At 32.7% G+C, this 26,832-nt stretch carries 22 protein-coding genes, 3 tRNA genes and 1 other RNA gene; 4 read left to right on the top strand and 22 right to left on the bottom strand.

The genetic code is table 11. The features are described 5' to 3' along the window. Nucleotides 1-55: 55 nt before the first annotated feature. The 15 genes from guaB to C7954_RS08800 all read right to left on the bottom strand — a co-directional run bounded on the left by guaB (nucleotide 56) and on the right by C7954_RS08800 (nucleotide 16,432). Nucleotides 56-1,519, bottom strand: a complete 1,464-nt coding sequence (gene guaB / locus C7954_RS08865; RefSeq protein ID WP_073158453.1) for an IMP dehydrogenase — start codon at nucleotides 1,517-1,519, stop codon at nucleotides 56-58. 307 nt (nucleotides 1,520-1,826) lie between these two features. Then, nucleotides 1,827-2,426 carry a recombination mediator RecR gene (gene recR / locus C7954_RS08860; RefSeq protein ID WP_073158450.1) on the bottom strand — a complete coding sequence of 200 codons (600 nt, stop codon included), beginning with the start codon at nucleotides 2,424-2,426 and terminating at the stop codon, nucleotides 1,827-1,829. Further along, the gene (locus C7954_RS08855) at nucleotides 2,426-2,734 is read right to left on the bottom strand and encodes a YbaB/EbfC family nucleoid-associated protein (RefSeq protein WP_073158447.1); all 309 of its coding nucleotides are present in this window, start codon (nucleotides 2,732-2,734) and stop codon (nucleotides 2,426-2,428) included. Before C7954_RS08855 ends, recR begins: the two co-directional genes overlap by 1 nt. Nucleotide 2,735: 1 nt before the next feature. Next, the gene (gene dnaX / locus C7954_RS08850; RefSeq protein WP_134059618.1) at nucleotides 2,736-4,604 is read right to left on the bottom strand and encodes a DNA polymerase III subunit gamma/tau; all 1,869 of its coding nucleotides are present in this window, start codon (nucleotides 4,602-4,604) and stop codon (nucleotides 2,736-2,738) included. Between the two features lie 66 nt (nucleotides 4,605-4,670). After that, an RNA gene (gene ffs / locus C7954_RS08845) (signal recognition particle sRNA large type) lies at nucleotides 4,671-4,937 on the bottom strand. Nucleotides 4,938-4,969: 32 nt separating this feature from the next. After that, nucleotides 4,970-5,061: transfer RNA gene (locus tag C7954_RS08840), tRNA-Ser, on the bottom strand. A gap of 54 nt (nucleotides 5,062-5,115) precedes the next feature. Further along, nucleotides 5,116-5,208 (bottom strand) — tRNA-Ser (locus C7954_RS08835). Further along, nucleotides 5,195-5,659 carry a tRNA adenosine(34) deaminase TadA gene (gene tadA / locus C7954_RS08830; protein ID WP_133505587.1) on the bottom strand — a complete coding sequence of 155 codons (465 nt, stop codon included), beginning with the start codon at nucleotides 5,657-5,659 and terminating at the stop codon, nucleotides 5,195-5,197. The genes C7954_RS08835 and tadA overlap by 14 nt, the downstream gene beginning before the upstream one ends. A 20-nt stretch (nucleotides 5,660-5,679) precedes the next feature. Then, nucleotides 5,680-5,756: transfer RNA gene (locus tag C7954_RS08825), tRNA-Arg, on the bottom strand. A gap of 271 nt (nucleotides 5,757-6,027) precedes the next feature. After that, nucleotides 6,028-8,595: a S8 family peptidase gene (locus C7954_RS08820; protein WP_134059615.1), complete on the bottom strand. Its 2,568-nt coding sequence runs from the start codon at nucleotides 8,593-8,595 to the stop codon at nucleotides 6,028-6,030. 26 nt (nucleotides 8,596-8,621) lie between these two features. Next, on the bottom strand, nucleotides 8,622-9,593 hold the full coding sequence (locus C7954_RS08815; RefSeq protein WP_134059612.1) for an AAA family ATPase: 972 nt from the start codon (nucleotides 9,591-9,593) through the stop codon (nucleotides 8,622-8,624). Between the two features lie 231 nt (nucleotides 9,594-9,824). After that, nucleotides 9,825-9,974 carry a hypothetical protein gene (locus C7954_RS13670; protein ID WP_166667705.1) on the bottom strand — a complete coding sequence of 50 codons (150 nt, stop codon included), beginning with the start codon at nucleotides 9,972-9,974 and terminating at the stop codon, nucleotides 9,825-9,827. A gap of 29 nt (nucleotides 9,975-10,003) precedes the next feature. After that, entirely contained in the window at nucleotides 10,004-12,988 is a 2,985-nt protein-coding gene (locus tag C7954_RS08810; protein ID WP_134059609.1) for a type I restriction endonuclease subunit R, read from the bottom strand. Continuing rightward, nucleotides 12,930-14,327 (bottom strand): restriction endonuclease subunit S, encoded by a 1,398-nt coding sequence (locus C7954_RS08805; RefSeq protein ID WP_166667704.1) that lies wholly within the window; start codon nucleotides 14,325-14,327, stop codon nucleotides 12,930-12,932. Before C7954_RS08805 ends, C7954_RS08810 begins: the two co-directional genes overlap by 59 nt. Nucleotides 14,328-14,335: 8 nt before the next feature. After that, the gene (locus C7954_RS08800) at nucleotides 14,336-16,432 is read right to left on the bottom strand and encodes a type I restriction-modification system subunit M (RefSeq protein WP_134059603.1); all 2,097 of its coding nucleotides are present in this window, start codon (nucleotides 16,430-16,432) and stop codon (nucleotides 14,336-14,338) included. Nucleotides 16,433-16,573: 141 nt separating this feature from the next. Between C7954_RS08800 and mntA the strand changes: the two genes are divergently transcribed. Beyond that, nucleotides 16,574-16,963, top strand: a complete 390-nt coding sequence (mntA, locus tag C7954_RS08795) for a type VII toxin-antitoxin system MntA family adenylyltransferase antitoxin (RefSeq protein ID WP_166667703.1) — start codon at nucleotides 16,574-16,576, stop codon at nucleotides 16,961-16,963. After that, on the top strand, nucleotides 16,963-17,370 hold the full coding sequence (gene hepT, locus C7954_RS08790; protein ID WP_134059597.1) for a type VII toxin-antitoxin system HepT family RNase toxin: 408 nt from the start codon (nucleotides 16,963-16,965) through the stop codon (nucleotides 17,368-17,370). Before mntA ends, hepT begins: the two co-directional genes overlap by 1 nt. A 102-nt stretch (nucleotides 17,371-17,472) precedes the next feature. Here hepT and C7954_RS08785 read toward each other — a convergent pair whose 3' ends face one another. The 4 genes from C7954_RS08785 to C7954_RS08770 form a co-directional block, all read right to left on the bottom strand. Continuing rightward, complete coding sequence (locus C7954_RS08785; protein WP_134059594.1) at nucleotides 17,473-18,564, bottom strand: NADH:flavin oxidoreductase; 1,092 nt, start codon at nucleotides 18,562-18,564, stop codon at nucleotides 17,473-17,475. 45 nt (nucleotides 18,565-18,609) lie between these two features. Then, nucleotides 18,610-19,773, bottom strand: coding sequence for an iron-containing alcohol dehydrogenase (locus C7954_RS08780; protein ID WP_134059591.1), 1,164 nt, complete (start codon nucleotides 19,771-19,773; stop codon nucleotides 18,610-18,612). A gap of 55 nt (nucleotides 19,774-19,828) precedes the next feature. Beyond that, entirely contained in the window at nucleotides 19,829-20,383 is a 555-nt protein-coding gene (locus tag C7954_RS08775; protein WP_134059588.1) for a nitroreductase family protein, read from the bottom strand. An 88-nt stretch (nucleotides 20,384-20,471) separates the two neighbouring features. Next, nucleotides 20,472-20,906: a MarR family winged helix-turn-helix transcriptional regulator gene (locus tag C7954_RS08770; protein ID WP_134059586.1), complete on the bottom strand. Its 435-nt coding sequence runs from the start codon at nucleotides 20,904-20,906 to the stop codon at nucleotides 20,472-20,474. A gap of 399 nt (nucleotides 20,907-21,305) precedes the next feature. On the opposite strand from C7954_RS08770, the gene istA reads away from it, so the two are divergent. Next, nucleotides 21,306-22,880 carry an IS21 family transposase gene (istA, locus tag C7954_RS08765; RefSeq protein WP_134059583.1) on the top strand — a complete coding sequence of 525 codons (1,575 nt, stop codon included), beginning with the start codon at nucleotides 21,306-21,308 and terminating at the stop codon, nucleotides 22,878-22,880. A gap of 14 nt (nucleotides 22,881-22,894) precedes the next feature. After that, entirely contained in the window at nucleotides 22,895-23,650 is a 756-nt protein-coding gene (gene istB / locus C7954_RS08760) for an IS21-like element helper ATPase IstB (RefSeq protein ID WP_134059580.1), read from the top strand. A gap of 34 nt (nucleotides 23,651-23,684) precedes the next feature. On the opposite strand, the gene C7954_RS08755 is transcribed toward istB, so the two are convergent. From C7954_RS08755 to C7954_RS08745, 3 genes are all read right to left on the bottom strand, one after another. Continuing rightward, nucleotides 23,685-23,957, bottom strand: a complete 273-nt coding sequence (locus C7954_RS08755; RefSeq protein ID WP_134059577.1) for a hypothetical protein — start codon at nucleotides 23,955-23,957, stop codon at nucleotides 23,685-23,687. 471 nt (nucleotides 23,958-24,428) lie between these two features. Further along, the gene (locus tag C7954_RS08750; protein WP_134059574.1) at nucleotides 24,429-25,793 is read right to left on the bottom strand and encodes a hypothetical protein; all 1,365 of its coding nucleotides are present in this window, start codon (nucleotides 25,791-25,793) and stop codon (nucleotides 24,429-24,431) included. 133 nt (nucleotides 25,794-25,926) lie between these two features. Further along, nucleotides 25,927-26,742 carry a protein kinase domain-containing protein gene (locus C7954_RS08745; RefSeq protein WP_134059571.1) on the bottom strand — a complete coding sequence of 272 codons (816 nt, stop codon included), beginning with the start codon at nucleotides 26,740-26,742 and terminating at the stop codon, nucleotides 25,927-25,929. Between the last annotated feature and the right edge of the window lie 90 nt (nucleotides 26,743-26,832).

Below are 26,832 nucleotides of genomic sequence, written 5' to 3'. Positions count from 1 at the left end.
AAGAAAACTCCCTGCTGATACAGCAGAGAGCTGACTTTAAAAATCTGATTTAATTTTAATCAACACTATAATTTGGAGCTTCTTTTGTTACTTTGACATCATGTGGATGGCTCTCCCGCAGGCCAGCTGCAGATATTTTAATCATTTTTGAATCTTTAATAAGAGCATCAATATCAGGAGTTCCACAATAACCCATACCTGATTTCAATCCTCCAACCAGCTGATAAATTGTTTCTGCTAAAGTACCTTTATAAGGGACTCTACCTTCTATTCCTTCTGGCACAAATTTTTCTGCTTCAGTTTCATCTTCCTGGAAATAACGATCTTTACTTCCTTTTTTCATTGCTCCAACTGAACCCATTCCACGATAAACTTTATAACTTCTACCTTTATAAATCTCTAATTCACCTGGACTCTCTTCTGTACCTGCCAGCAGACTTCCGATCATAACTGTACTGGCACCTGCAGAAATAGCTTTAACAATATCTCCGGAATATTTTATTCCACCATCTGCAATGACAGTTTTTCCGTACTTTTGAGCAACTTGAGCAGCATCATTAATTGCTGTAATTTGAGGAACACCTACTCCTGCTACAACTCGAGTAGTACAAATCGAACCAGGTCCAATACCAACTTTAACTACATCTGCTCCAGCCTGAATCAAGGCTTCAGTTGCTTCTGCAGTTGCTACATTTCCTGCTATTATAGGCAGTTCTGGATATTTATTTTTAATTTTTTCTACTACATTCAATACATTTTGAGAATGTCCATGAGCTGTATCAATTACTAAAATATCAACACCTGCTTCAACTAAAGCAGCAACACGTTCGTCGGTTTCTGCGCCTGTACCAACTGCAGCTGCAGCTAATAATCTTCCCTGTTTATCTTTGGAGGCAAAGGGATACTGTTTTGCCTTTTCTATATCTTTGATAGTTATTAAACCTCTTAAAATTCCATCATCATCTATAATTGGTAGCTTTTCGATCTTATGTTTTCTCAGCTGTTCTTTTGCCCCTTCTAAATCAGTTCCAACAGGAGCTGTAACCAGTTCTTCCTCGGTCATCACTTCAGAAACAGGACGCTTATAATCTTCTACAAAACGAAGATCTCTATTTGTTAAAATCCCTAATAATTTTTCATCTTTATCAACAATTGGTACACCAGAAATATGATACTTGGACATCAAGGCTTCTGCTTCTTCAATTAAAGCATCTGGAGATAAAAAAAATGGATCAACAATAACTCCACTTTCAGAACGTTTTACCCGGTCAACTTCAGCAGCCTGAACTTCAATCGGCATATTCTTATGGATTACACCAAGCCCACCTTCTCTAGCCATAGAAATTGCCATATCACCTTCAGTAACTGTATCCATCCCGGCTGAAATAATCGGCGTGTTTAAATAAATTTCATCAGTCAGTTTAGATCTTGTACTTACTTCTTTTGGAACGACATTAGATTCTGCGGGTACCAGCAGAACATCATCAAAAGTCAAGCCTTCTTTAATTATTTTTTCCATAACCAACCTCCTAGATTTTTGTGAATATTAATACTTATAAAATTTTAAAATATATGTAAATTAATAAAACGATTGGATATTTATTGTTCAAAAATAAATCTAATATTTTAAGTATTTTAACAGAGCTTAGAGATAATGTCAAGGGATAAACGTGCACCTACCGTTTACGAACCCATATATTTCCATAAAAATTAGTAAACCTAAGCTTTTTTTAAAAACCCACTATTTCTGGTTTAAAATAGTGGGTTCGCTTAATCTTTTACCATTTTATGGTTCCATAAATAGTAGTGCACACGCAAAGTTTTTATTATAATTCTCTCCGTCCCTCTAATGCTTTAGAAAGGGTAACTTCATCTGCATACTCTAAATCTCCTCCAACAGGGATTCCATGGGCAATACGGGTTACCTTAACCCCTAGAGGTTTAATTAACTTAGCCAGGTACATTGCAGTAGCATCACCTTCTGCATTCGGATCTGTTGCTACAATAACCTCTTTCACCTTGTCTTTCTCTAACCGAGGAATAAGGGATCTAATTTTTATTTCATCTGGCCCGATTCCATCCATTGGTGAAATAGCTCCATGCAGCACATGGTACAGACCATTGTATTCTCCAGTTTTTTCCATTGCTACCACATCACGCGGGCTTTCTACAACACAAATCGAAGTTCTATCTCTTTCTTCAGATTGGCAGAAAGTACAAGTTTCCCCTTCAGTTAAGTGATTGCAGTTAGAACAGTAATTAATTTTTTCACGGGCTTCAATTAAAGCATCTGCCAGATTCTTGACATCATTTTTAGGCTGACCCAGTATATAAAAAGAAAGACGGCGAGCAGTTTTAGGCCCTATTCCAGGCAGTTTACTGAGCTCGCCGATCAATTTCCCCATAGGTTTAGGATATGGATTCATTAAGGCATCCCTGGTAGATTCATTCCACCAGTTACTTTACCCATTTCCTCATTTACCATTTCTTGAATTTCTCTCATACCCTGATTAACAGCTGCCAGCACTAAATCTTCAAGCATTTCTACATCTTCTGGATCAACTACTTCGGGATCAATCTGCAAATCAACAACTTCCTGCTTACCATTAACTACTACCTTAACAGCTCCGCCACCAGCAGTAGCTTCAAGTGTCTTTTCTTCTAATTCTTCCTGCATTTTAGCCATCTTAGCCTGCATCTTTTGTGCTTGTTTCATCATTTTTTGCATATTCATTTTATTTTCCTCCCCTATTTTCCAATATTGATTGGTCAACTTCAATGATTTCACCAGAAAAAATTCTGGCTAAATTTTCTATATCTAAATCACCAGCAAAATTATCATTTTCCTTAGATTTAGAAGCCGGTGTTTTAGTTTTTTTATTATTTTGAGAATTACTGCTGTCTTCAACAATATCAGCATCATTTTTTTTAGCCTGATTAGTCTTTGCTTCATTTAGCTCTTTTTTTTTAGCACCCAACTGCAGCTCTAATTCTACTGCTTCATTTAAAACATTTCTTAAAACTCGAGAAATCAAAGCTTTATTAGAAACAGCACCTTTATAATGAAATTTCTTAGTCTCAGGAAAAGCTACAGTGACTGTCTTCTTATCTACAGCCAGTGGTTCTCCTTCTCTTAAAAGCGCCTGTACAGATACATCGAGCTGGCGAATTTCGTTTAAAACTCGGCCCCAATTATCTTTAACCTGTTCCAAAGAAAGATTTCCTGTTCCGGCAGAACTGTCTGATTTAGCATTTTCCTTTACTGCTGGAGTTTTAGGTTCTATTTCCTTTTTAGATTGAGAGTCCTCTTCTATCTGTGCTTTTTGCTGATCAGAGCTATCATTTGTAGACTCTTCTTTATTTTTTTGAATATTATCGTCCACTGCTGCAGAACCAAGCTCCGATTTTTTTGCAGTCAGTTCTTTTTTGAAATTAGAATTATCTTTGTTAGTTAATAAATTATTCAATTTAAATTCAATTTCAGAGAGTCTGGCTTCTAATCCACTACCACTGCTCTCTCTACTACTTAATTTTATAACACTTATCTCCAATTGTAAACGGGGTCTAGCACTTGAACGCAATTTTTCTTTTAAAGAAGCAAATTCATCTATGATCTGAGTGATCTCTTTAGTACTTAAATTGGCAGCTGCAGAAGCAATTTCTTCTAAATAACTGCGGGAATACTCTAAAATTCCAGAATCAATACCACATTCCTTAATCAAAAGTAATTCACGACAATATTCAATCAGCTCATCACTGAATCTTTCTATTCCCAAACCAGATTCTAACTGTTTATTTAATAATTCTAAAGCTTGTTGACTTTGTTTTTTACTTAAATGAACTAAAAATTGTTTTAAATCAGTTTTATTAATCCGGCCAAGCATTCTAGTGATCTTCTCAGCACTTAGCTGACCATCGCTAAAAGAGATTGCCTGATCTAAAAGACTAATTGCATCTCTCATTCCACCCCGAGCACTTCGAGCCAAAATATCAAGAGCTTCTTTTTCTATTTCATATCCTTCTGAATCTGCAATATATTCTAACCTCTGCTTTAGATTGTTTAAGGTTAAGAGGGTAAAATCAAAACGCTGGCAGCGGGACATAATTGTTGTAATAACCTCATGTGGTTCTGTTGTTGCTAAAATAAAAACAACACTTTCTGGCGGCTCCTCTAAAGTCTTTAATAGAGCATTAAAAGCACCTTTGGTCAGCATGTGCACCTCATCAATAATATACACTTTATACTTACCTTCACCAGGATAAAATTTGACCTTTTCTCTCAGTTCTCGAATTTCATCAATCCCACGATTGGAAGCTGCATCGATTTCAATTACATCAAGAGAATTTCCTTTTTCTATGCGCTGACAGGAGTTACACTCACCACATGGTTCAAAATTTGGAGACGGATTAGCACAATTGAGTGATTTAGCAAAAACTTTTGCAGTCGATGTCTTGCCAGTACCTCTAGGCCCAGCAAAAAGATAAGCGTGAGCAACTCTGTCATTTTTTAGAGCATTTTTTAAAGTCTGTTTTACCTGATCCTGTCCAATTAAATCATTGAAATTCTCAGGCCTATATTTTCGATAAAGAGAGAGAAAGGACATTTTTTTCACCTCTAAAATAGTATTATATAACAAAAACACCCTATTCCGGGTGTTTTAAAAAAGTGGCCGCACACCGTGTTTCGAAAATTTTCCCCCAGGCGTTACCCTGACAGTTAGCTCGAACCAGGCACCCTCGCGGCACATGAAGCGACTTGCTTACCGCTGCTTCCTCCCGGACCTGACGGGGTTCACAAGACTTCATTGCGCGAGACCCAATTGTCAACACTACTTATCAGGGCCAGACCCTGAAAGAAAAAATTCTCAGCCACGGCGTCAATCCTGCTTTAGCGGTTTGCAGGTTACAGGGTACCGCTACCACCCCATCTAGTGCGGCCAAATCTTAACAAAAATTATAAAGTTTTTAATGGCGGAGAGGGAGGGATTCGAACCCTCGGTAGGTTTGAGCCTACACCCGCTTTCCAGGCGGGCCCCTTAAGCCAGACTCGGACACCTCTCCGTAAAGTCTCTACTTTGAAAATTTATATATAATTCTATGGATGACAAAATCTAATGGCGGAAGGAGAGGGATTTGAACCCTCGAGACAGTAAAACTGTCTACTTGATTTCGAGTCAAGCGGTTTCAGCCAGACTCACCCATCCTTCCGTTGTCGTAACTCACGGAAAAAATCTTTTAAAAGCTGAGCTGATTCTTTTTCCAGTACACCTGCTTCAACTTCTACCTGATGATTAAATCGATTATCATCTAATAGCTGATACAGACTTCTGACAGCTCCTGCTTTGGGATCACTGGCACCGTAAACAAGGCGTTTAATTCGCGACTGTAAAATTGCACCTGCACACATTGGGCAGGGCTCTAAAGTCACATAAAGCTGACAATCTTCTAAACGCCAGCTGTCCTCATTTGCGGCAGCTTCTCTCAGAGCAATCATTTCGGCATGAGAAGTTGGGTCCTGAGTTTGCTCCCGGAGATTAAACCCACGGCCAACAACCTGATCATTACAGACAACAACTGCACCAATAGGAACTTCAGCTCTTTGATAAGCCTTCCTGGCTTCTGCCAGGGCCATCTGCATATATTTTATATCATCTTCCATAGAATATCTCCTGTTTAAAATGGCGCGCCCGAGAGGATTCGAACCCCTAGCCTACTGATCCGTAGTCAGACGCTCTATCCAGTTGAGCTACGGGCGCACAGTAAGTTGATTATGTCGGGGATCTCTCCCTCTGTTTAACCCTTTCAGAGATTAAAACCAGAAATCAACAGCCGATGAACGACTGATTATTTCAGACGACGATTATTATTATAACAGCATATAAGGGTCTCGTCAAGGACTTTTTGAAATAAATTAGTATTGTTTAGTTTGACAGCATGTAGGAACTGTTATGAATTAAAATTCAGGCGATTTAACACTAGTTAGAAAGGTGAATTATCAGAAAAACAGTTGTTATAGGCTTAGAAAAATTATGTTCTAATCTGTTCTCTCTGTTGATTAATTATTCTTACCTTTTCTTCTATTTCATTATAAATATTAATATCTTCTTCAATTTTTAGTGTAACTGCGAGTGCATAAGGAATTTTAAAATCATTCTTTTTTAATTCATTTGTTTTATCATAGCAGTTAACACTAACCTCTATATTATCACTATCATAATAAACACTGGCTTTATCACCTGTTAAAATTTCATGCTGAAGAGTCCCTCTCATTACAGCATGCCAGTCCGCCTGACTTCTTCCCAACATTAATTCATCTTGTGGCGGTTTAAAATATAATTTAGCCAATCGATAATTTTTAAACTGAGATTTAATTGGGCTAAACCAGGCCAAAGTAATAATTAGATCTCTTGGAATAGTTTTACTTTCAAGACTTTCAGGTAAAGGAAAAATATATTGATGTCCCTCCTCAGCCTTGATTTTTGATGTGGTAAATAAAGTAACCTGACTTTCAGTGCACCCATATATTTGTTCTGGACTAATAAAACCATAACCTAAAAACTTTTGTGCATGTTTTCTAAAATAATTAACATTTACTTCTTGAGACAATGTTTCTTCCAATAATTCATATCCATTATTCCAGTCTGCATAATGAACTAGCAGACATTTTATTAATGCTGTTATCTCATCATCTGGTATATTAGTAAACTCTTCATTGGTTTTTAGTAACTCATATAATTCAGCTGCTTTATGAGTTGCCAAGGCATTGGCATTACTTGTACCCGTAGTATAAGCAAAATTATTTAATCCTGGACTTGATCCAGGAAAAGCAACTTTTAAACCAGGGGGGTTATGTGGTGAAAAGTTAGGAGTAAATCTATAATTTCCCTCAGGTAAGTAATTCTTATTATATATCTGTCTTCCACCTGGCAATAAAATATCTGGTTTAACTGTTCTATTATAACCTAAACCAAAGCGTGAAATAGGACTGGGTAAATCATTATGCTCTTCGAAAAAATCGACATGTATATTACTATTTAAAGAAAACTCACTATAATCTTTATGTTGAGCTCCAACAGTAATTGAATTTATTGACTCTGCAGGTGACAAAATTTTACTATTTCTTAAATTTTCATTTATATTTTTTAATAAGCTGTCCTTTGTGTATTCTCCCTCTTCGAAATCAAAATTCTCAACTTTATTACCGGCACTAACCATAAAAAGAACTTTATATTTCCATGAAAGCCAATCTAATAGTCTGGCCAGAGAACTCATCTTATCTAAGTATGGACGATATTTATCACCAATGGAAAAATTAATGATCTTTATTTCAGAAGCTACCCCATCATTTCCTTCTTCGAATAGTCTTTTTACAGCCTGATAAATCCTTTTTATAAATAATATATCTTCAGGGATAGTTTCTCTTATTTGACCATCAAAATTATTTTCTAAGTCTGGCTTTAGTATTGGTCTAACATAAATAGGCCTTTCATGTTTAAGAAAAGAATTATTTAAATCTCCATTTAAAATCAAAGAAGCCATACTTGTACCATGTAATCTATATTTAGCCAGATAATTATCCTCAAAATCTTCAGGATCATCAATAATTAATTTATTTTTTATAGACTGATGGTTTTGCAGAGGCAAACCATCAAATAAAGCAACCACTGGCTCCATACCGGTTTGTTCTGTAGTACCAATATTGTCGGTATCGGTAGCTGATTCTTCCAATTCTTCAACCTGAAATTTATAATCCGCCTGTGGGAGTGGATTAAAGAACATTACAGACTCAGACTTTAAAAGTTTATTATCATTGTTTTCTTTAAAGTCAACAACTAATTTTTCAGCTGAAACAACAGGGATTTCTGCTAAAAAAGCATGATATTTAATCTCTTCGATTAAAGCTGAATCGATAATTTCACCTTCAAATTCCTCGATTTTACTTTTAAAATCAGACTCAATTAATCTTTGCTTATCTTGATCATTATTAAACCAGAATTCTATTTCAAACTTCACTGAGTCTTGATATTCTAAATCTTCTTTCCATCTTTCTAACAGACCCGTATCTTGAAGCCTATCCTCTACACCCCAGGTTCTAATATCTTTTAAATGATTAAAAATCTCTCTCCAACCTTTTTTACCTCGAGGAAGTTCTTCTTCCCTATTGAATTTATCCCATAACTGAAGTAACTGTTCCAGAGCAGTCCTATTTGTTAAAAGCATATATAACTTGCATTTTAATTCCTTACCTGAAGGAGCACTATCTTTATAAAACTCTTCATTTTCCTCAATACTCTCTGACATAGAATCTACCAACCAGTTAAACCCTTGAGTGTTTTTTACTGCTGTATAAAAATTACCGATATTTCCTACCGTTTCTAATACCAGAACCATATCCGGGTCTAAGCCAGTAGTCTCATCTTTTATTTCAGCGAGTCTTGACTCCATTGTACGCGTCAACTCTCTCATGGGACCATCAAATTTATCTTTTTGTTCTTTGCGTGAAGGATATTTCATAGTATCTCTTCCACCGCTATTTAAACTTTCGCGTCCAATAATTGTATAATCAGGAAAAGGAATATACTTTTTCTGGGGCAAGTTAATTTCCTCCAATCAATTATTAATTAGTCATTTATTTTATTATCCCACTGCTCTAATCTTTCATTTATTATACTTTTAAGAGAATTACCACTTAATATTAATCTTCTATAAACATCAAGGCCAAATTGTTCTATCTCCGCAAAACTCAGCCCTAACAATTTATCCGCCAGAATCTCTTTCTCAAATTTTAAATTGGTATTGATACTTTTTTCGAATTTATTAAACCATTTAATAATATCTTTTTTGGAAGGATAATCTAATTCAAGCTTAATTTGAAATCGACGCCAGACAGCTCTATCTAACAATTCCGGATGATTAGTTGCAGTTACAACAACCACATTACTTGGTAAATCATCTACCTGCATTAATAAAGAACTGACCACTCTTTTAATTTCTCCTGACTCTCTGGAATCTCCTCTTTCTTTACCCAGCACATCAAACTCATCAAAAAACAATACACAATTTCGTTTGCTAACAAATTCAAATAATTCATTAATTTTCTTAGCTGTTTCTCCCAGATAGCTGCTTATAAGTTGTTCATAAGAAACTATAAACAAAGGAATCATTAATTCTTCAGCAATCGCTTCTGCTAAGGAAGTTTTACCATTTCCAGGTGGGCCTACTAAAAGGACCCTGTGTCTCGGCTCTACATTATTAGCTCTTAATATATCAGACTTCTGCTGCTCCTCAATCAGTTCACTACAAACCTTCAATATCTTTTTATTTAAAATTAAATCTTCAAAAGTAAAACGAGGAACTCTTTCTATTAAAGCTTTGTTTTTAGCATTTTTATTTTTGAGATAATAGGTATTATTTTTATTGTTAGAAGTGCCCTTGTTCTCGTTTTTAAACTTTTCTTCGATCCTTGAAGCCAAAATGTGATGATCTTTCGCTTTTTCTTCGGAAATAATAGCTTTAGTGGTTCTTTCAAATAAGCTCTTATCTCCAGACATCCCAGCCTGAACTAATTTTAAAACTAAATCACCTCTAGCCATTTTATAACACCTCCAAATAGTTATAATTTTATAGACTTATATACATTATATATTATATTACTTCTATGGCAAATAGTTTTATCCTTCAAAATAAGGTTGATTCTTCAAACATTTCAATATAGATATATTAAATCATTTCTCAAAATAAACTAATTATTGTCTTTAGATATTCTATAAAACCAGGCAACAGTTTTGTTAAAAAAATATCTTCTGTTACCTGGCCCCATAAAACTAGTTTTTACATCCATCTTTTTTACATGTTACTCTTGAGCTTGTGCTTGCCCAATGACTTGGTTTTTTTCTAGTATCAACTCCACAACCAGTCTTTCCACCTTTTGTACCCTTGTGTACTATTCCAGTATCTATATGTTTAACAGCCATAAATACCACCTCCTTTCATTGATCCATGATTATTCTCCATTCAAGCTCCGATAAAGATCAATAATAATTAACTCCATCAGCTGCTCCTTAAAAGCTTTATCATTAAGAATCTTACCATAAAATTCAGTATTCTCATTATAAGATTCAACAACTGTGTCGGTAAACTTCTTCTTAACGGCAATCTTAAAATCTTCTAAGCTATTAGCCTGAGCACGTTTCTTTAAGTCATCATCATTTTTTAGCTTATTAGTCATCTGCTCGGTAGCAACTTTAGCTGATTCTGAAAAATCAGTCTGGAACTTTTCATTTAATCTCTCAATAATAACACTCAAATATTCTTTTTCTTCCTCGTGATAGCTGCCACTGCCCAGAGACGGTCCCGTAAGTTCTTCTTCACCAATTAATCCTATACTCTGCTGACCTTTATTCTCGAGCTGATAGTATTCAAGTACAACTTTATCAGAAATATCTACATTACCAGGGGTTTCAATATCAATCCTTTTAAGCAGGAATCTTAAATAGATATTCATCTTGTGCAGATCAGCATCTTTGATTGGATGGACCTGCAGTACTAAATTATAGAGGTTGATAAATCGCTTCATCTTGGATCTGAATTCTAACTTATCTTCTTTCGATAAATTTCTGATTCTGTCTGCACTGTGTGATAAAGCATTATCACCAGCTGCTATTATCTCCTCTGTAGAATCATTTTCATAATAGCATTGAGCAAAATCATCAATATCATCTTTATTTATCAGCATTGAATCCATTATCTCATCATAAAGAGTGTACATTTCATTAGGATTTATATTATCTGAATCCAGTCTTGTTACATCATAATAAGGTTCAAAGGCATTCTTAATATCATCAGCTTCATTAACAAAATCAAGGACAAAGGTATCTTCCTTAATCCCTTTGTATGTCCTATTTAAACGGGATAAAGTCTGGACAGCATTAACACCTCTCAACCGCTTATCAACAAACATGGTGTGCAGTTTTGGCTGGTCAAAGCCAGTCTGATATTTATTAGCAACTAAAAGGATCTGATATTCATCTTTATTAAATTCTTTAGCTGTTTCTGATTCAGGTATGCCGTCATTCATCTTAGGTTCAGTGTATTCAAAACCATCATCTTTGACTGTGCCTGAAAAAGCAACCAGACTTTTTAGATTCTTATAACCTTTTTTTCTAATATATTTATCAAAAGCCTTTTTATATCTTACTGCATGCAGACGAGAAGAGGTAACCAGCATCGCCTTAGCTTCTCCACCAATTTTGTGCATTGTCTTATCACGGAAATGTTCAATCATTATTTCAGTTTTCTGTGATATGTTGTGAGGATGAAGACTTACAAATCTGGCAATTTCTTTTGAAGTTCTGGATTTCTCAAATTCAGGATCATCTTTAATCTTTTTATTAACCCGATAGTAAGTTTTGTAGGTCATATAGTTTTCTAAAACATCTAAAATAAAACCTTCTTCAATAGCCTGCCGCATCGAATAGACATGAAATGGCTCCCTTTTACCTGTCTGACTAGTAGAACCAAATAGTTCTAGTGTTGAAGACTTAGGAGTAGCTGTAAAGCCAAAGAAACTTAAGGAATCCAGACTCTGGACCCGCATTAATTCCTTATTAATCTTATCTTCAACATCATCAGAATTCATTTCTGCCTGCCTATCTAATTCAGCTGCTTCTTCGAGTGATAGGGATTCTTTTAGAGCTAATATGTTTTTACCACTTGTAGAAGAATGAGCCTCATCAATAACAATTGCAAAGTTCTTGTCTTTAGTATCTGATACCTTATCTAATATAAAGGGAAACTTTTGGATTGTACTGATAATAATATTGGTGCCTGAATTTAATTCATCGGCTAATTGATGTGAATCTTTTTTAATAGGAGCTACTACACCCAGCTTATGGTCTATTTGATATATAGTATCCTGCAGCTGCTGGTCTAAAGAAACTCTGTCGGTAACAACTATTACACTGCTAAAAATAGGATTATTATCTCTATCATGTAAACTGGACAATCTATGAGCTAACCAGGTGATTGAATAGGTTTTACCTGAGCCCGCACTATGCTGAATCAAATATTTATGGCCAGCTTTCTTTTCTGTAACATCATTCAATATTTTAGACACTACATCTAACTGATGGTAACGAGGGAAGATTAATTTTTCATCTTTATGAAGATTGCCCTGCTCATCAATATCTTCTTCAAGATCAATAAAAACAAATTTCTGCAGAATCTCTAAAAGCTGGTCTTTCTTGAAAATATTCTCCCAGAGGTAATGAGTCTTTAATTTGCCTTCAACTTCAGGATTACCAGCTTTTTTAGATTTGCCCTTGCCTTGACCTTTATTAAAAGGAAGAAAGAAAGTATCTTTTCCATTAAGGTCAGTTGTCATATAGACCTCATCTTTATCAACTGCAAAGTTTACTATTGCCCGCTGCTTAAATCTAAATAATTTTTCATTTGGAGATCTATCATTTTTATATTGATAGATTGCATTCTTATAATCCTGACCTGTATCCTGATTTTTTAATTCCATTGTTATGATAGGTAAACCATTTAGAAAAAGAACAACATCAATTCTTTTTTCATCCTGATAATTTAGTTCATCGATCACGGAAAAGATGTTCTGACTGTACAGTTTATTTAGCTTTTCATTGAAGTCTGTCGGGGGCTTAAAGTATGCTAAGTCCAGTTTTTTACCATAATCTTTAATACCATGCTTTATTACATCAATCATGCTTCGCCTGGCTAATTCTTCATTTAACCTCTTAACTATTTTTTGCTTATACTCAGGTCCATAAATATTTTTTAGTTCCTTCATGGTTTTTTCCTGAGTTGTTTCTAAGAATTCAAATAACATTTCTGTATCTATAGCATGATATTTATCATAGCTTAAATTACTGCTTTCAACATAATTATTCTCACTAATGAGATATTCTTTAATCAACTGCTGAAATGCTTTCTCTTTCAGTTTCGCTGGAGTTATTGTGCTCAGCAAGTTCTTCTCCCCCTTCTAATTCGTAATCTCTTAAATCTATCTTACCAGTAACAGCTTCAAAGATAAGAGACTTTTTGTATTCTTTGTATTTTTCTATTGATTCTTTTGTTCTTTGGATTAGGTTGTTTATTTGATTTGTTTTTTTATTAAGATAATTTATTATTTCATTTTGAATATTGAGTTGAGGAACAATAATAATAAATTTATTTATATCAGTAATAGTTATTCTCTTTATAGCTGCTCCAGCCATAAAACTATTCATTTGATTTTCTAAGTAATTAGATTTCAAAATATAAAACAAAAAATTAGATAACAAATTATTGCTCTTTGGTCTTAAAATTGCTATTGAAGATAAAACCACAAAATCATTGTCATTTACTATTACAACTTTCCCAACTGTACCATCTTTGCTTAATAAAACATCTCCAGATTTTGGTTTGCACCCACTTAAAACCAATTCATTATAATTGTCTTCTGATAAATATGAACAGGAATTGAAATTTATATTATTTTCTTCAATATTTCTCACTGTTATATATGGTCTTCCTTCAGATTGTTGAGCTGGAGAATGATGTGAACCATCTGTTATTTTAGAACAATAGTACTTTATATAATTTACTTCCCAATTATTAGGTACATCATCAATCCATTCAATTCCACTATCTTTCATTTCAATTTCATCAACTAATTCTCCATCTTTATTGATATATTTATCTCCTAATTTACCTTTAGTTACAGCTTCAGTTATAACTGATTTTTTAAATTTTTCTAGATGGTCTATAAGAGTCTCTTTTTTGGATATTATCTCATCTATTTCAGCTGTCTTTTGGTCAAGGAAAGATGCTATTTTTTGTTGTTCATCTTTTTCTGGGACAGATAGATGTAAGTTCTTTAAAATTTTTGAATCAACATGAGGAATTCCCATACCAATTGTTTGATCTTTTAAATATTTTTCTGAAGACTTAAAATAATGATAAGAAAATTCCTTATCTATTTTTATGTCAGTAATCAAAGACATAGTTGAAGATAATAATCCCTTTTTAGATTTGATAAATTCTCCAGAATTTGAACCATCCCATAATAATAATATCTGATTATTTTCTACTTTAATCATATTAGGATCATTACTTACATATGTTATTTCATCATTATTTCCTCTAAGGTAATCCATTGAAAGATAGGGTATACCTTCACTTTTACCTACATATTCATTTGGTGAATTACCTTTTTGATATGAAAATAAATATTTAAATCTAATTAAATTCCATGCTTTAGGTATCTCACCTATCCATTCAACTCCACTATCCTGATACTCCTCATATCTCTTATATTCTCTCATCATAACCACTAACCTAAAACTTTCTGCATAATCTGATTGATTTCTGCTTCCAATTCTTCAATATCTTCTTTAATCTTATGAGAAGGCTCTAACTCTTCAAACTCATAAAAATATCTTGTAAAAGGAATCTCATAGCCAACTCTAGTATAAGAATAATCTACCCATGCTTCTGGCACATGTGGTTTTACTTCTTCTTCAAAATAAGCTGTAATGTTATCTTTTTCTTTTTCCACAAAATCAGAGTAATCCTGTTTGTATTCTTCTACCTTGTGACTAAAAGGAATTCGCTCATAATCACGCAGATCTGTATCTGATTCTATCTTGCCTCGCTTTTTACAATAATCAGCAGTTTCATCTCTTTTAGCAAGACCATTTCTGACAGCTTTCATTAAGGAACGCTTTAAATCTAAATCACCTAAAATTTCTTTCAGCACTTCTTTAAATTCTTTTCTGTTTTTCCAGACTTTATCCTGCTCAATATTTGCTCTCAATCTATTTAAAATTTTCTCCTGCAGTTTTTTACCTGCTTCCAGTTTTTCTAATTTCTTTTTATCCTTAGATTTAAACTCTGGAGCTTCAGATAATTTCTTCAGTTTCTTATATTTTTCTTCATCAAATAATTTTGAGAAAGTATTTTCAGCATAAATATTTTCAATTCTATCTTCAGTGATTTTGAAGTTTAATTTAAGTGGTCTTTCAATTCGAACTTTAAGATAACCAAATTCTTCTTTATCAAAGATTTTAGAGTATTCATTTTCCTGGAAAGCACCATAGATTTCACTTATTCTATTAATCTGCTGCTTAGAAATTTTGTTTCTTTTGGCACCCAGTGATTTTCTCATTTTTTTATAGAAGCTTGTTGCATCAACCAGTTGAATTTTATCTTTTCTGAGCGGACCTTTTTCTAAATCATCATTTTTTCTATTAGATAAGACCCAGATATATGTAGCAATCCCAGTGTTGTAAAACAATTCTTCTGGCAGAGCAATAATACCCTCCAATAAATCATTCTCTATTATCCAGCGTCTAATTTCACTTTCACCACTATTTGCATCACCCGTAAATAGGGGTGACCCATTAAAGATAATAGCCATTCTACTACCTTTTTTATCAGTTTTCATTTTAGAAAGCATGTGCTGCAGGAAGAGGAGAGACCCATCAGAGGTTCTTGGTGTACCAGCACCAAATCTACCATCAAAACCCTGACTCTTGTGTTCTTTTTTTACTTCCTTGCTGTCTTTTCTCCAACTGACACCGAAGGGAGGATTCATTAAACCATATCTAACCCGTAAACCATGATGTAAATCATTGGTTAAAGAGTTACCTAAGGCAATGTTATCAGCATTTTCTCCCTCACCTTTAATCAGCATATCTGCCTTACAGATAGCATAGGACTGATCATTGATTTCCTGGCCATATAAAGCTACTTCAGCATTAGGATTCATCTCGTGAATGTAGTTCTCAGCTACTGAAAGCATACCACCAGTTCCACATGCAAAGTCTCCAATGGTAGAAATATTCCCTGGATTGGTCAGTTCATCTTCTTCACCATTAAAAATAATATTAACCATTAATTCGATTACTTCTCGTGGTGTATAGTGATCACCAGCCTCAGCATTTTCAGAAAATCTTCTGATTAATTCTTCGAATATGTAACCCATTTCCTGATTGGATACTTTCTCAGGGTGTAGATCTAATTTGTTAAATTCTTTAACTACCAGAAAGAGAAGATTATTTGAGTTAAGTTTAGTTATCTCTTTATCAAAATCAAAGTTCTCCATAATCTCTCTGATGTTAGAACTGAAACCTCTGATATATGCTCTTAAATTCTCTGCAATATTATCTGGATCATCAAGCAGTTTTTCAAAGTCATATTTGCTTTTGTTGTGAAATTTAAATCCCGCTGCTGCATTCAACAGTTCAGGAATATCTACTTCCTTTGCTTTCTCTAAAACTTTAGGTTTAGTCGGTTCTAAAATGCAGTCAAAACGTCTTAAAACTGAAAGAGGTAGTATTATATCTCCATATTTTTCTGGTTTATATGGACCTCTTAATAGATTTGCTATGTTCCAAATGAAATTTACTTTTTCTCCGAAGTTGTTCATTATATCAATTTCCTCCTATGTAATTTCTATTAAGTACATACTTCTTTAAATATCTGCTTTTTCCTTTATTTACAAATCAACAAAATTTTTCTTTTTAAGTTTTCAAAAATGATGTATAATTTAAATGAAGAGGTGGTTGAAATGAAATTAAAAGTACCCAATGCTATTATTGATAAGTATAATATAGAATTATTTATTGTTTTTGGTTCCTATGCTAGTAACACAAATAACCAAAACAGTGATCTTGATCTTGGGTATAAATGCTCTGAGCTGTTAACAGAATCAAAAGAGATAGAACTTTTAAATGAATTATCTCGATTTTATAAACGTGCTGATATTGATCTTGTTAATCTAACTAAAGCTGAACCTATTTTAAAAGTAGAAATTGCAAAAAAAGGAAAATTATTATACGGTAGCAAAAAAGAATTTGAAAAATTCAGTATCTATGCAGCAGGTATTTACGCTGATACTAAGTTTTTATATAATGACAGGAGAAAAACTCTTGCGAAAAAACTTGAGGCGAGATATTAATGAATGAAATAATAATAAACAAACTCATCAAAATGGAAAGCTATATTAGTGAACTGGAAAAATTCAAACCTAAGACTTTTAAGGATTATAAAAATGATCAGCTTAAACGCTATGCAATTGAACGTCTTATCCAGTTGATTATTGATTTAGCACTCGATATTAATAATATGCTAATAAAAAAAGCTGATAGATACCCAGCTCAAGATTATTATTCCTCTTTCTTAGAATTGATTGATCTTGAAATATTATCAGAAAAATTTGCAAAAGATATTGCTCCTAGTACAGGAATAAGAAACAGGCTTGTCCATGAATATGAAAAAGTAGATAATAGAATTGTTTATCAAAACCTTGATAAATTAATAAAATACTACCTTTCTTATATTCAACAGATCAATCAGAATATATAATTGTGAACCTCTCCACCTAAATCACAGATTTAGATGGAGGTTTCTTGGCTTTTTTAGATAAAAAAAGTCCACCGCTAATCAAAGCAGTGGACCTCTTAAATCTTATTTTTTTCGCTTAAATATACAGGAATTACCAGCTTCAGCTCTGCACTGGCCGCAGGAAATACATTTTGCCTTAGTTTTATCTCCATTTTTCCATCTATTTATTAAATCAGGCTCTCTTAAAAATGGTCTGGCTAAAGAAAAATATTCAATTTCTGTCTCTTCTAAGAGCTTTTCCAGCAGCTGTGGTGAGCGATTACCACCAACTAAAATGATTGGGACTTCAACTTCTGCTGCTATTTCTGCTGCATATTTTCGGAAATAGGATTCTTCTTTTAAATAAGCAAGGCCCCGTTTCCTAACACTAATATCTTCTTTTTCGGCCCCCACAACTCCACTAATTTCTATCGCATCTATTCCTAACTCATCTAAACGCTGGCAAATATATTTGCAGTCTGCAAAAGTAAAGCCATCATCTTTAAAGTCAGAACTATTAAGCTTAATCATTACTGGAAAATCTTCTCCGACTTTTTCTCTCACAGCAGCTAATGTTTCAAAAATAATTCTACCTCTATTTTCAATGCTGCCTCCATATTCATCAGTTCTCTGATTATAATGGGGACTCAAAAACTGACTATAAAGATAGCCGTGAGCAGCATGAAACTGAACTCCATCAAAACCTGCTTTTTTGGCCCTTAAAGCAGCCTCAGCAAAACTATTGATTAGTGACTTTATTTCTGCCTTAGTCGCCTTTTTGGGACTAACCCCATAAGTGGCATGTGGTACAGCCGAAGGACCTAAAATAGTTCTATTCTCAACTTGAAAGTTTGTTTGAGAACCGCCATAAGCCAACTGCATTATTATATTTGTCTCAAATTGATGTATTTGATCAGTAAATTCCTGATATTCTTTAATAAAAGAATCATCATAAATCCCCATCATCCCTGGGTTTGGTTGTTCATCTTCGGTAACAAAGGCATAGCCTGTAATTATTGTGCCGACTCCACCTTGGGCCAGCTCTTGATAAACTTTAACTAATTTCTCTGTCAAATGACCTTTCTCATCTGCCATTGCTTCCCAAGTCGCTGACCTAAAAAATCTATTTTTTAAATTCATATTCTTTAATTTTGTCTCTTCAAATAATTTGCTCATAATTCCTCCCACCAAATACTTCTTTTAATCTCAGCTATTTGAGATTTATAAGGCTTTTTGATAAATATTTAAGACATCTTCTTTGCTTAAAGGTTTAAAGTTACCTAGTTCGCCTCTTCTAGTAGCTTGTTCTGCCATTTTTTCTAATTTTTCTGCTTCAATCCCAACTTCACTTAACTTAGTAGGGATTCCAAGTGAGCTAAAGTATTCTCTTGTTTTTTCAATCGCAGTTTGAGCAATTTTATATTTATCCTGCTCAGAATCAATTCCCCAAACATTAACCCCGTATTTAACAAATTTATCTAGAGTATTATCATTTAAGGCATATTCCATCCAATAAGGTGTTAAAATAGCAAGGCCAGTACCATGAGTAATATCGTAAAAAGCACTCAGTTCATGTTCCATAGCGTGGACACTCCACTCAGTTTCTTTGCCAGAACTTAAAAGACCATTGATAGCTAAGCTAGCTGTCCACATTAAATTAGCTCTAGCCTCATAATTTTCAGGTTCTGCAAGAGCTTTTGTGCCATAATTAATAGCTGTTTTTAAGAGGGACTCTGCCATTCTATTTTGGACATAGGCTCCTTTTGTCTTGCTGAAATATACTTCGAAAATATGACTCATTATATCTGCTGTACCAGCAGCGGTTTGTTTTTCAGGAACTGTAAAAGTATAAGTAGGATCTAAGATAGAAAATTTAGGTGCCATACTTGGATGACCAGTTCCTAATTTTTCTTGGGTTTCTAAATTAGTAATTACTGCACCTGCATTCATTTCCGAACCTGTAGCAGCTAGAGTTAAAACAGTTGCAATTGGTAGAGAATCCTCTATTTTTCTGGAATCAGTAACTATTTCCCAGGGATCTCCACTATGATAAAAACCTGCACCAATAACTTTGGCACAATCAATTGTACTTCCTCCCCCAACTGCAAGGATAAGATCTATTTCCTGCTTTTTACAAATTTTTATTCCTTCTTTTACACTAGCAATTCTAGGATTAGGCTTAACTCCCCCTAATTCCCAGGAACTTATATTATTTTCAGCAAAAATATCTATTATAGTATCATAAATACCATTTCTCTTTATACTGCCTCCACCATAAACAAGCAAAACCTTAGAACCATATTCTTTTATATTTTCTGCTAACAAATCAATTTTATGCTTACCAAAAAGTATTTTTGTTGGAACTGAATAATTAAAATTTAGCATGCTTTAGTTCACTCTCCCTAATTTATAGTTAATTAATTTATTTTTGTCTAATTAATTATCTTATATAATTTATGACATCCATCTTTCTTTTAGAAGGCCCTGTTGGAATTTTTTCTCCTTTATAACCTAAAGCTACTGCATAAAATGGTTTATAACCTGTAGGTAAATCTAATTTTTTAACATTTTCTTCCTTTTGAAAAAAGAATCTAGTCAGACCAATCCAAACTCCACCTAAATCAATACTTTCAGCAGTTATTAACATATTCTCTATAGCAGCAGCACAATCAACTAAAGCTGACTCAATATCTTTTTTACCTGAAGCTATGATGACAGTTGGTGCATTATAGAAGATGTGAGGAATATTTTCTCCCATCTGAACTAATTTGGGATTATCACTTTTAAGCATCATTTTTTTAGATTCAGCACTCATCAAATCAATCAATTCTTTATTTTGGACAACTGTAAAGTGCCAAGGCTGTAAATTATTCGCACTCGGAGCCTGAATCCCCGCCTCTAAAATTGTTTTTAATTCTTCTTCTTTTATTTGTTCTTCTTTATAATTTCTAATACTTCTTCTGTTCTTAATTGTCTTAATTACTTCATTTTCCATCTTAATCAACCCTTTCTTATATTATTATTAGTATTTTTAATTAAAAAATTTAGTTAGTTGTACATACAAATGTAAATTAAAAAGAAGATTATTTAACTTCTTTTTCAATCTGATTACTTATTTTATTTATATTTTCCACTATTTCTGCCTCTTTTGAGCCAATAACTTTTTCATATCTTTGATGCAAATTTTCCCAAGCTTGATCAATTTCTGCCTGCTTTTGCTTTCCTTTTTCTGTTAAATAGATTAAGGAGTTCTTCCCTTTTTTGACTCTTTTAAGCAAAGCTTGATTTTCTAATTTATCGATAAATCTAGTTATAGTAGAAGATGACATATGCAATATTTCGCCGATTTCTTTTTGGACTATACCTTCTTTTTTATTGACAATACTTAGCAAAAAGGCATATGTTGGCGAAAGGCCTGTTATTTTAAATTCTTGGTCTGCCATTTTCCCAATCATTCTGGAAAGCTTATTTGAAGTAAAATATAAACAGTTATTTAATTCATCTTTTATTTCTGACATCTACTTTTCCTTTCTTTTCTTTCTATTTATTCAAATAATCAATAACACTTGTATATACACATAATAAATCATATTTTTTCTTTTGTCAATATTTTTTAAGATTAATTAAAGATGGTGAATTGCAACTTGCAATTCACCATTTCAATATTATTTAGCAAAAAAATAGCATAAAACTCCCGTTTTTGGTATAATTGAATAGCAACAAACAGAAAACAATAATGAAGGTGTAGATGATAAAATAAATTTTACAGAAAACGCTCATTAAGATTTTACGGATATTGCTAGATAATGTAAAAATAACGAATTTGAGATGGTAAATATGTTAAATTAATCCAGTACCATAATCTGCTCTTTTAGGATATAATATTCTTTTAAATATCCTAAGAGGGGGCAGAAATTTTGAATAAAGAAGATGGATACAAAATGCATATAAAAATCCAGCAGTTAAAAGAAATGGGCTTCAATAAATCCCAGATTGCAAGAAGATTAAATATCAGCAGACCAACACTCAATAAATACTATGATTTAAATACAGAAGAATTTAAAGATGTTCTTGAAACAATGAACTCTCGAGCTAAAAAAGCTGATAAATACCATGACAAAATACTAAACTGGCTTAAAGAACATCCTGATATCTCAGCCTCTCAGATCTATGACTGGATCGAAGAACAGGCTAATGGACACCCTGGTTTTGCTGAGAATACTCTCAGAAGATACATCAGAGATTTAAGAAAAGAACATAACACCCCCAAAACAAAGCATCCCCGACTCTATGAGGCAATGGAAGATCCACCAATGGGTCAGCAGATGCAGGTAGATATGGGTGAAAAATGGGTCTACAAAGCAGATAAAATCACCAGAGTTAAACTCTATCTGATTGCTTTTGTTCTCTCCCATTCTCGATATAAATATGTAGAATGGTTTGATAGACCATTAACTACAGCTGATGTAGTAGCAGCACATGAAAATGCATTTGAATACTTTGAAGGAATACCAGAGGAGGCGGTCTATGATCAGGATAGTTTAATCTTGTACAGTGAAAACTATGGTGATTTAATCTACACTCATCAGTTTGCATCCTACAGGCTTGAAAGAAAATTTAGAGTATATATGTGTCGTGCTGCTGATCCAGAAACAAAAGGGCGCATTGAAAATCTTGTTGGGTATGCTAAAAATAACTTTGCAGCTCATAGAATATTTATCAATTTAGAAAAGTGGAATGATGATTGTCTTAAGTGGCTTGAACGCCGTGCTAATGGAAAAATACATGGCACAACGAAAAAAATACCAGCTCAGGTATTCACCGTCGAAAAGAAATACCTGAAGCCAGTATCCGAAAAAATTAAAACTACTTGTTCTGATTTAAGTATAACTTATCAGGTGAGAAAAGACAATACTATCCCGATAAAAGGTAACAGATATTCTGTTCCCTTAGGTACCTATCAGGGTCCTGAAAGCTATGTTAAAGTGCTTGAGGACAATGATAAATACTTGATATATGATTTTGAAAGTACAGCTAAACTGGCAGAACATAAAATAATAAAAACTAAAGGTAAACTCTCTAAAAACAGAGATCACGGAAGAAAGAAATCTGATAATATTAATAAACTGATAGAAAAGATAATTCTTCTCTTTCCTGATAACAAAAGAGCAAATAAATTTCTATCAAGAATCAGAAAAGAAAAACAGCGATATATCAGGGATCAACTGCTTGTAATAGAAAAAGCTTTACAGGATAAAGATCCTGAAACTATCACAAAAGCACTAGAATACTGTATTGGCAATAAACTCTACAGTGCCAGTGATTTTAGAGATGTTATCAATTTCTATGATAAAGAAAAAATAAAATCTAAAAATGATGATATTTTACTGGTAGCTGATAATATAGCCTTAAATGAAAAAGATAAAGCAAAACTTGCTGCTAAACCAGCAGTAAGAGATCTTGATGTATATCAAAAGATATTTGATTCTTAAAACTGGAGGTATCAATGACAACCACAATTGCAAACCTAAAAGATAAATTTAAAGTTTTAAAGTTAAAAAACGCCTCTGAGAATATATCAGAAATCATATCTCACTCTGTTGAAAATTCCTTCTCCAATGAGAAACTGGTTGAGTATATATTGGATCAGGAGATTCAAGCACGAGAAGCAGCCAGACTGGAAAAATACCTAAAACAGGCTGCATTCCCAGAATATAAAACTCTGGCTGAGTTTAATCTTGAAGAACAGCAGACTCTATCTAAAAAACAGTTTAACCAGCTTAAGGAACTATCCTGGCTTGAGCGGGGCTACAATATAGTCCTGCTTGGACCTTCGGGTGTAGGTAAGACTCACCTGAGTATTGGCCTCGGTATTCATGCCATTAACGAAGGCTACAAAGTAATTTTTGCAGGAATTAGTGATTTGATTTATTGGCTTAAAACTGCTGAAATGATCAGATCTTCTAAAACTAAACTCAATAGAGTTTTAAAGTGTGATCTTTTAATTATCGATGACATTATGTTTATGGCAATGGAAAAACAGGAATCTAACCTCTTTTTCCAGCTGATAAACAAGCTGTATGGTCAGACTTCAATTATCATCACCTCAAATAAAGGGCCTTCAGATTGGGGTGAACTAATAGGTGATCAAGCTATTACAGCTGCAATTTTAGATCGCATAGTTCATAAGTGTGAAATCATCAATTTAGATGGTGATAGCTATCGATTGACTCACAGAGAAACCATTTTTGGAAAATCTTAGGTGTAAAATCTTAATGAGCGAAAAGTGTAAAATATTATTTGACATTCACATCAATACCCTCATCATTGATAGGAAACTCAAAGTAATACCAGTTACCTTCTAAATCAGTTCTATATTGATCGCTGCCTTCTAATCCTTCGAGCCACTGTTCTTCTGCAATGACTAATTCATCTTCATCATTGACAGGCTTTTCAGGGAAGTCTTCTCTAATTATTTTTAGTTTATATTCACCTTCTGGAAAGTTAAATCCACTTTCTCTATAGGGTTTTCCTTTATAATAATTTCCAACTTGATAATTTGTACTCATTTATTTCAACTCCCAATAAATTTTAGTGATTATAATAATTTTTAGACTCCCATTTATAACTTTTAAATTCAAATATAATTATCAAATTTAACTATTTGTAACAAAGTCCGCAATTAAGTTCTTTAAATATAATACCCAGGTTTGTTACAGATCATTAATTTTTAAACTATTTATAGATATCTCGGTCACGAGAAAGACCTTTTGTCTTATTTTAAATGGACTGATAAAAAATAATAGGTAATTGTTTTAAATATAGACTTTAAGGAAATAAGAAACATTTTCTTTCGTGATTGAGAAATGGTGATGCCAGTGGGACATTTAAATTTATTATTAATGCCCTGGATTTTACAATTTAATTTATATCACAATAAACTTGCAAAAACCTTTCTTTTCATATCAGTATTTGGTTAAGCTGCAAATTTAATTATAGAAGACATATTTCCAAACCCATGTTAAATAAAAGATAGCTTCTCATTCTAAAACTAAGCTTTGTGGGTTATTTGGATTCGACCTGTCAATGTACTTTCCTTTAAATCCGATTAATGTCAAAAAAATTTTATCTAACATATTTATCATAAACAAATACTCTGCATATGGACTAGAGAATATACTTTTTTCAGAGTCTATTTGACTACAAAAGCAACCTTGATGAACTAATTTGTTTCTGCTTGATTTAAATAATTTTATTTCTTTATAATTATATTTTAATCCTATTTGTTCGAACATTTTTTTAATTAAATTTCCAAAAGATTTTCTGTTTAAACTTTTTAAGTTAATATTATTTTCATTCCCAATAAGTTCCTGTATTTTATCATGTCCTATCTCTAATTCTTTTAATTTATCATTTAAACAATAATAAAGTTCTTTTTCTATTTGTTTTTCATATTTTTTAGGAGGAAAAATATATCCTATATTTTCACTATTGTTAATAAAAGAATTTATTAAAATTTCTAATACCACGGCAAGTTTTACTCCTCTAAGTTCTAAAAAATCGTGTGTTGATCTTGCATAAATTAAGGCTTCTATTCCTTTATTCAAATTATAATCCTTCTTATTATTTGCATATTGATTATACGTTTGATTAATAAATTCTGATATTGGCATATTCTCAAAAAAATCAATCACCTTAAATGGAACATATTGATTAGTTACCCGACTAAAATGTTTAATTTTAACTAAATGATCATCAGAAACATTCTTTTCTTTATAATAAATATACTGAATTTTAGTTCCTCTAGCTAAAGACAATAAAAAACATATGTTATCAACTATTTCAATTATTTTTTCAAATTTATAGCTAATTGAACTTAATATTTCAATTTCTCCTGTTATATCTATTCCCTTTTTGGCTTTAATATTATTAATTTTTTCTCTATAGTTATTTATCACTTTAATTTTTATATCCAAATCTTTTTTAATATCAAGATTCTGACCTTTTTTATTAATTTTTGCAAATTCAAAATTGGTTATTCCAAAACTATATTTAGTATTTTCAGACTTATCATCCTTCATTACTATCAACCTGCTAGTGTGAAATAAAATCCAACTCCCATAAAAATCTTTTGTTATATCTGGTTTAAAAAACATTTCACTAAATGGACCAGTAGTCTTTAAACTCCAGCTTTTATCAAAAGTATTTCCTGAAAATTCTTTAATTTGTTTATTCAAAACAAGAGAATCGGGAATAGAAAAACCTATCATAACCTTACCATTTTTGAATTGACAAGCATAAAATTCACATTTATATTCATCATTTTCTTCAGTATATATGATTCCTTTTCCTTCATATTCAAATAAAACTTCACCATATTTAACTATTTCATCAGATAAACTCATATTTTCACCTCTATAAAATCAGATATATCGGTCAGCAATATTAAATTCTAAAAATTAATAAAGTTAGATAAACATATTTGGATACAAAAATATTTAAACTATAGACCTCAATTACATTAAATTATCCGTCTTATTATTCTTCCAATATATCTTCAATTAGAGGTTCCACACCTTTATCAATCAGTTCCTCAATAATTCGTTGAGCATGGAATCTATTAACCTCATTTGCATTATAATTAAGTACTTTTGCTGCTATCTCTTTAGAAACAAATGGAAACTTAGCTTTAATTATGTTTTTTGCAATTGATGAAAATTTATCATGATGTTCATATCTACTGCAAGAATCTATGAAATTTTTTTCAATAAGCTTCATGATTTCTGAAGAATTAGTTTTATTAATAGTCATAAATTTAATTATAATATTTTTGAAATTTGATTGTGATATTATTTCATCGCATAATCTTTGACCACTTAATTCATATATGAAGTTTTCTACATCTTCATCAAATTTATTTGCCTCTATCTTTGTTTTCACTTTCTCTTCTCTTCTTTTGTCTTTAAGATATTTAATTGTTTGTTTTACACTTTCAAGCAATACTTCTGCATTTTCAAACCTAATATTTGGACTTTCATTCCTGGCTTTTTCAACTACACTTCTCAAACGATGTCTTTTATTTGAAGGATCCCTAGTAAATATGAAATTTATTAAACTTCCTAGTGAATAAACATCACTTTTTTTATTCCCATCTTTTAATTTCATAAATTGTTCGGGGGCACAATAAGCGTACTGGCCAAACGAATGTGTGTCCACTGTTCTATGTGAATGAAAAACATCTAAATCCTTACCCAAACCAAAATCCGAAATATTGATATTATCATTTATAATTAAAATATTATTAGGATTAATATCCCTATGAACAATTTCTTTATTATGTACTTCTTTATGCATATGCTAAACTAAAAGTGTACCAAAAATAATGTTCTGCTAATCGAAAAGTGTACCATCTCAACACCATCTCCTGTATAATTGATTTATCCA

It is taken from the genome of Halanaerobium congolense (assembly GCF_004366375.1).
Classification (GTDB): Bacteria; Bacillota; Halanaerobiia; order Halanaerobiales; family Halanaerobiaceae; genus Halanaerobium; species Halanaerobium congolense.
Note: the sequence above shows the minus strand (reverse complement) of the source record. Positions and strands in the feature narration are given on the sequence as shown.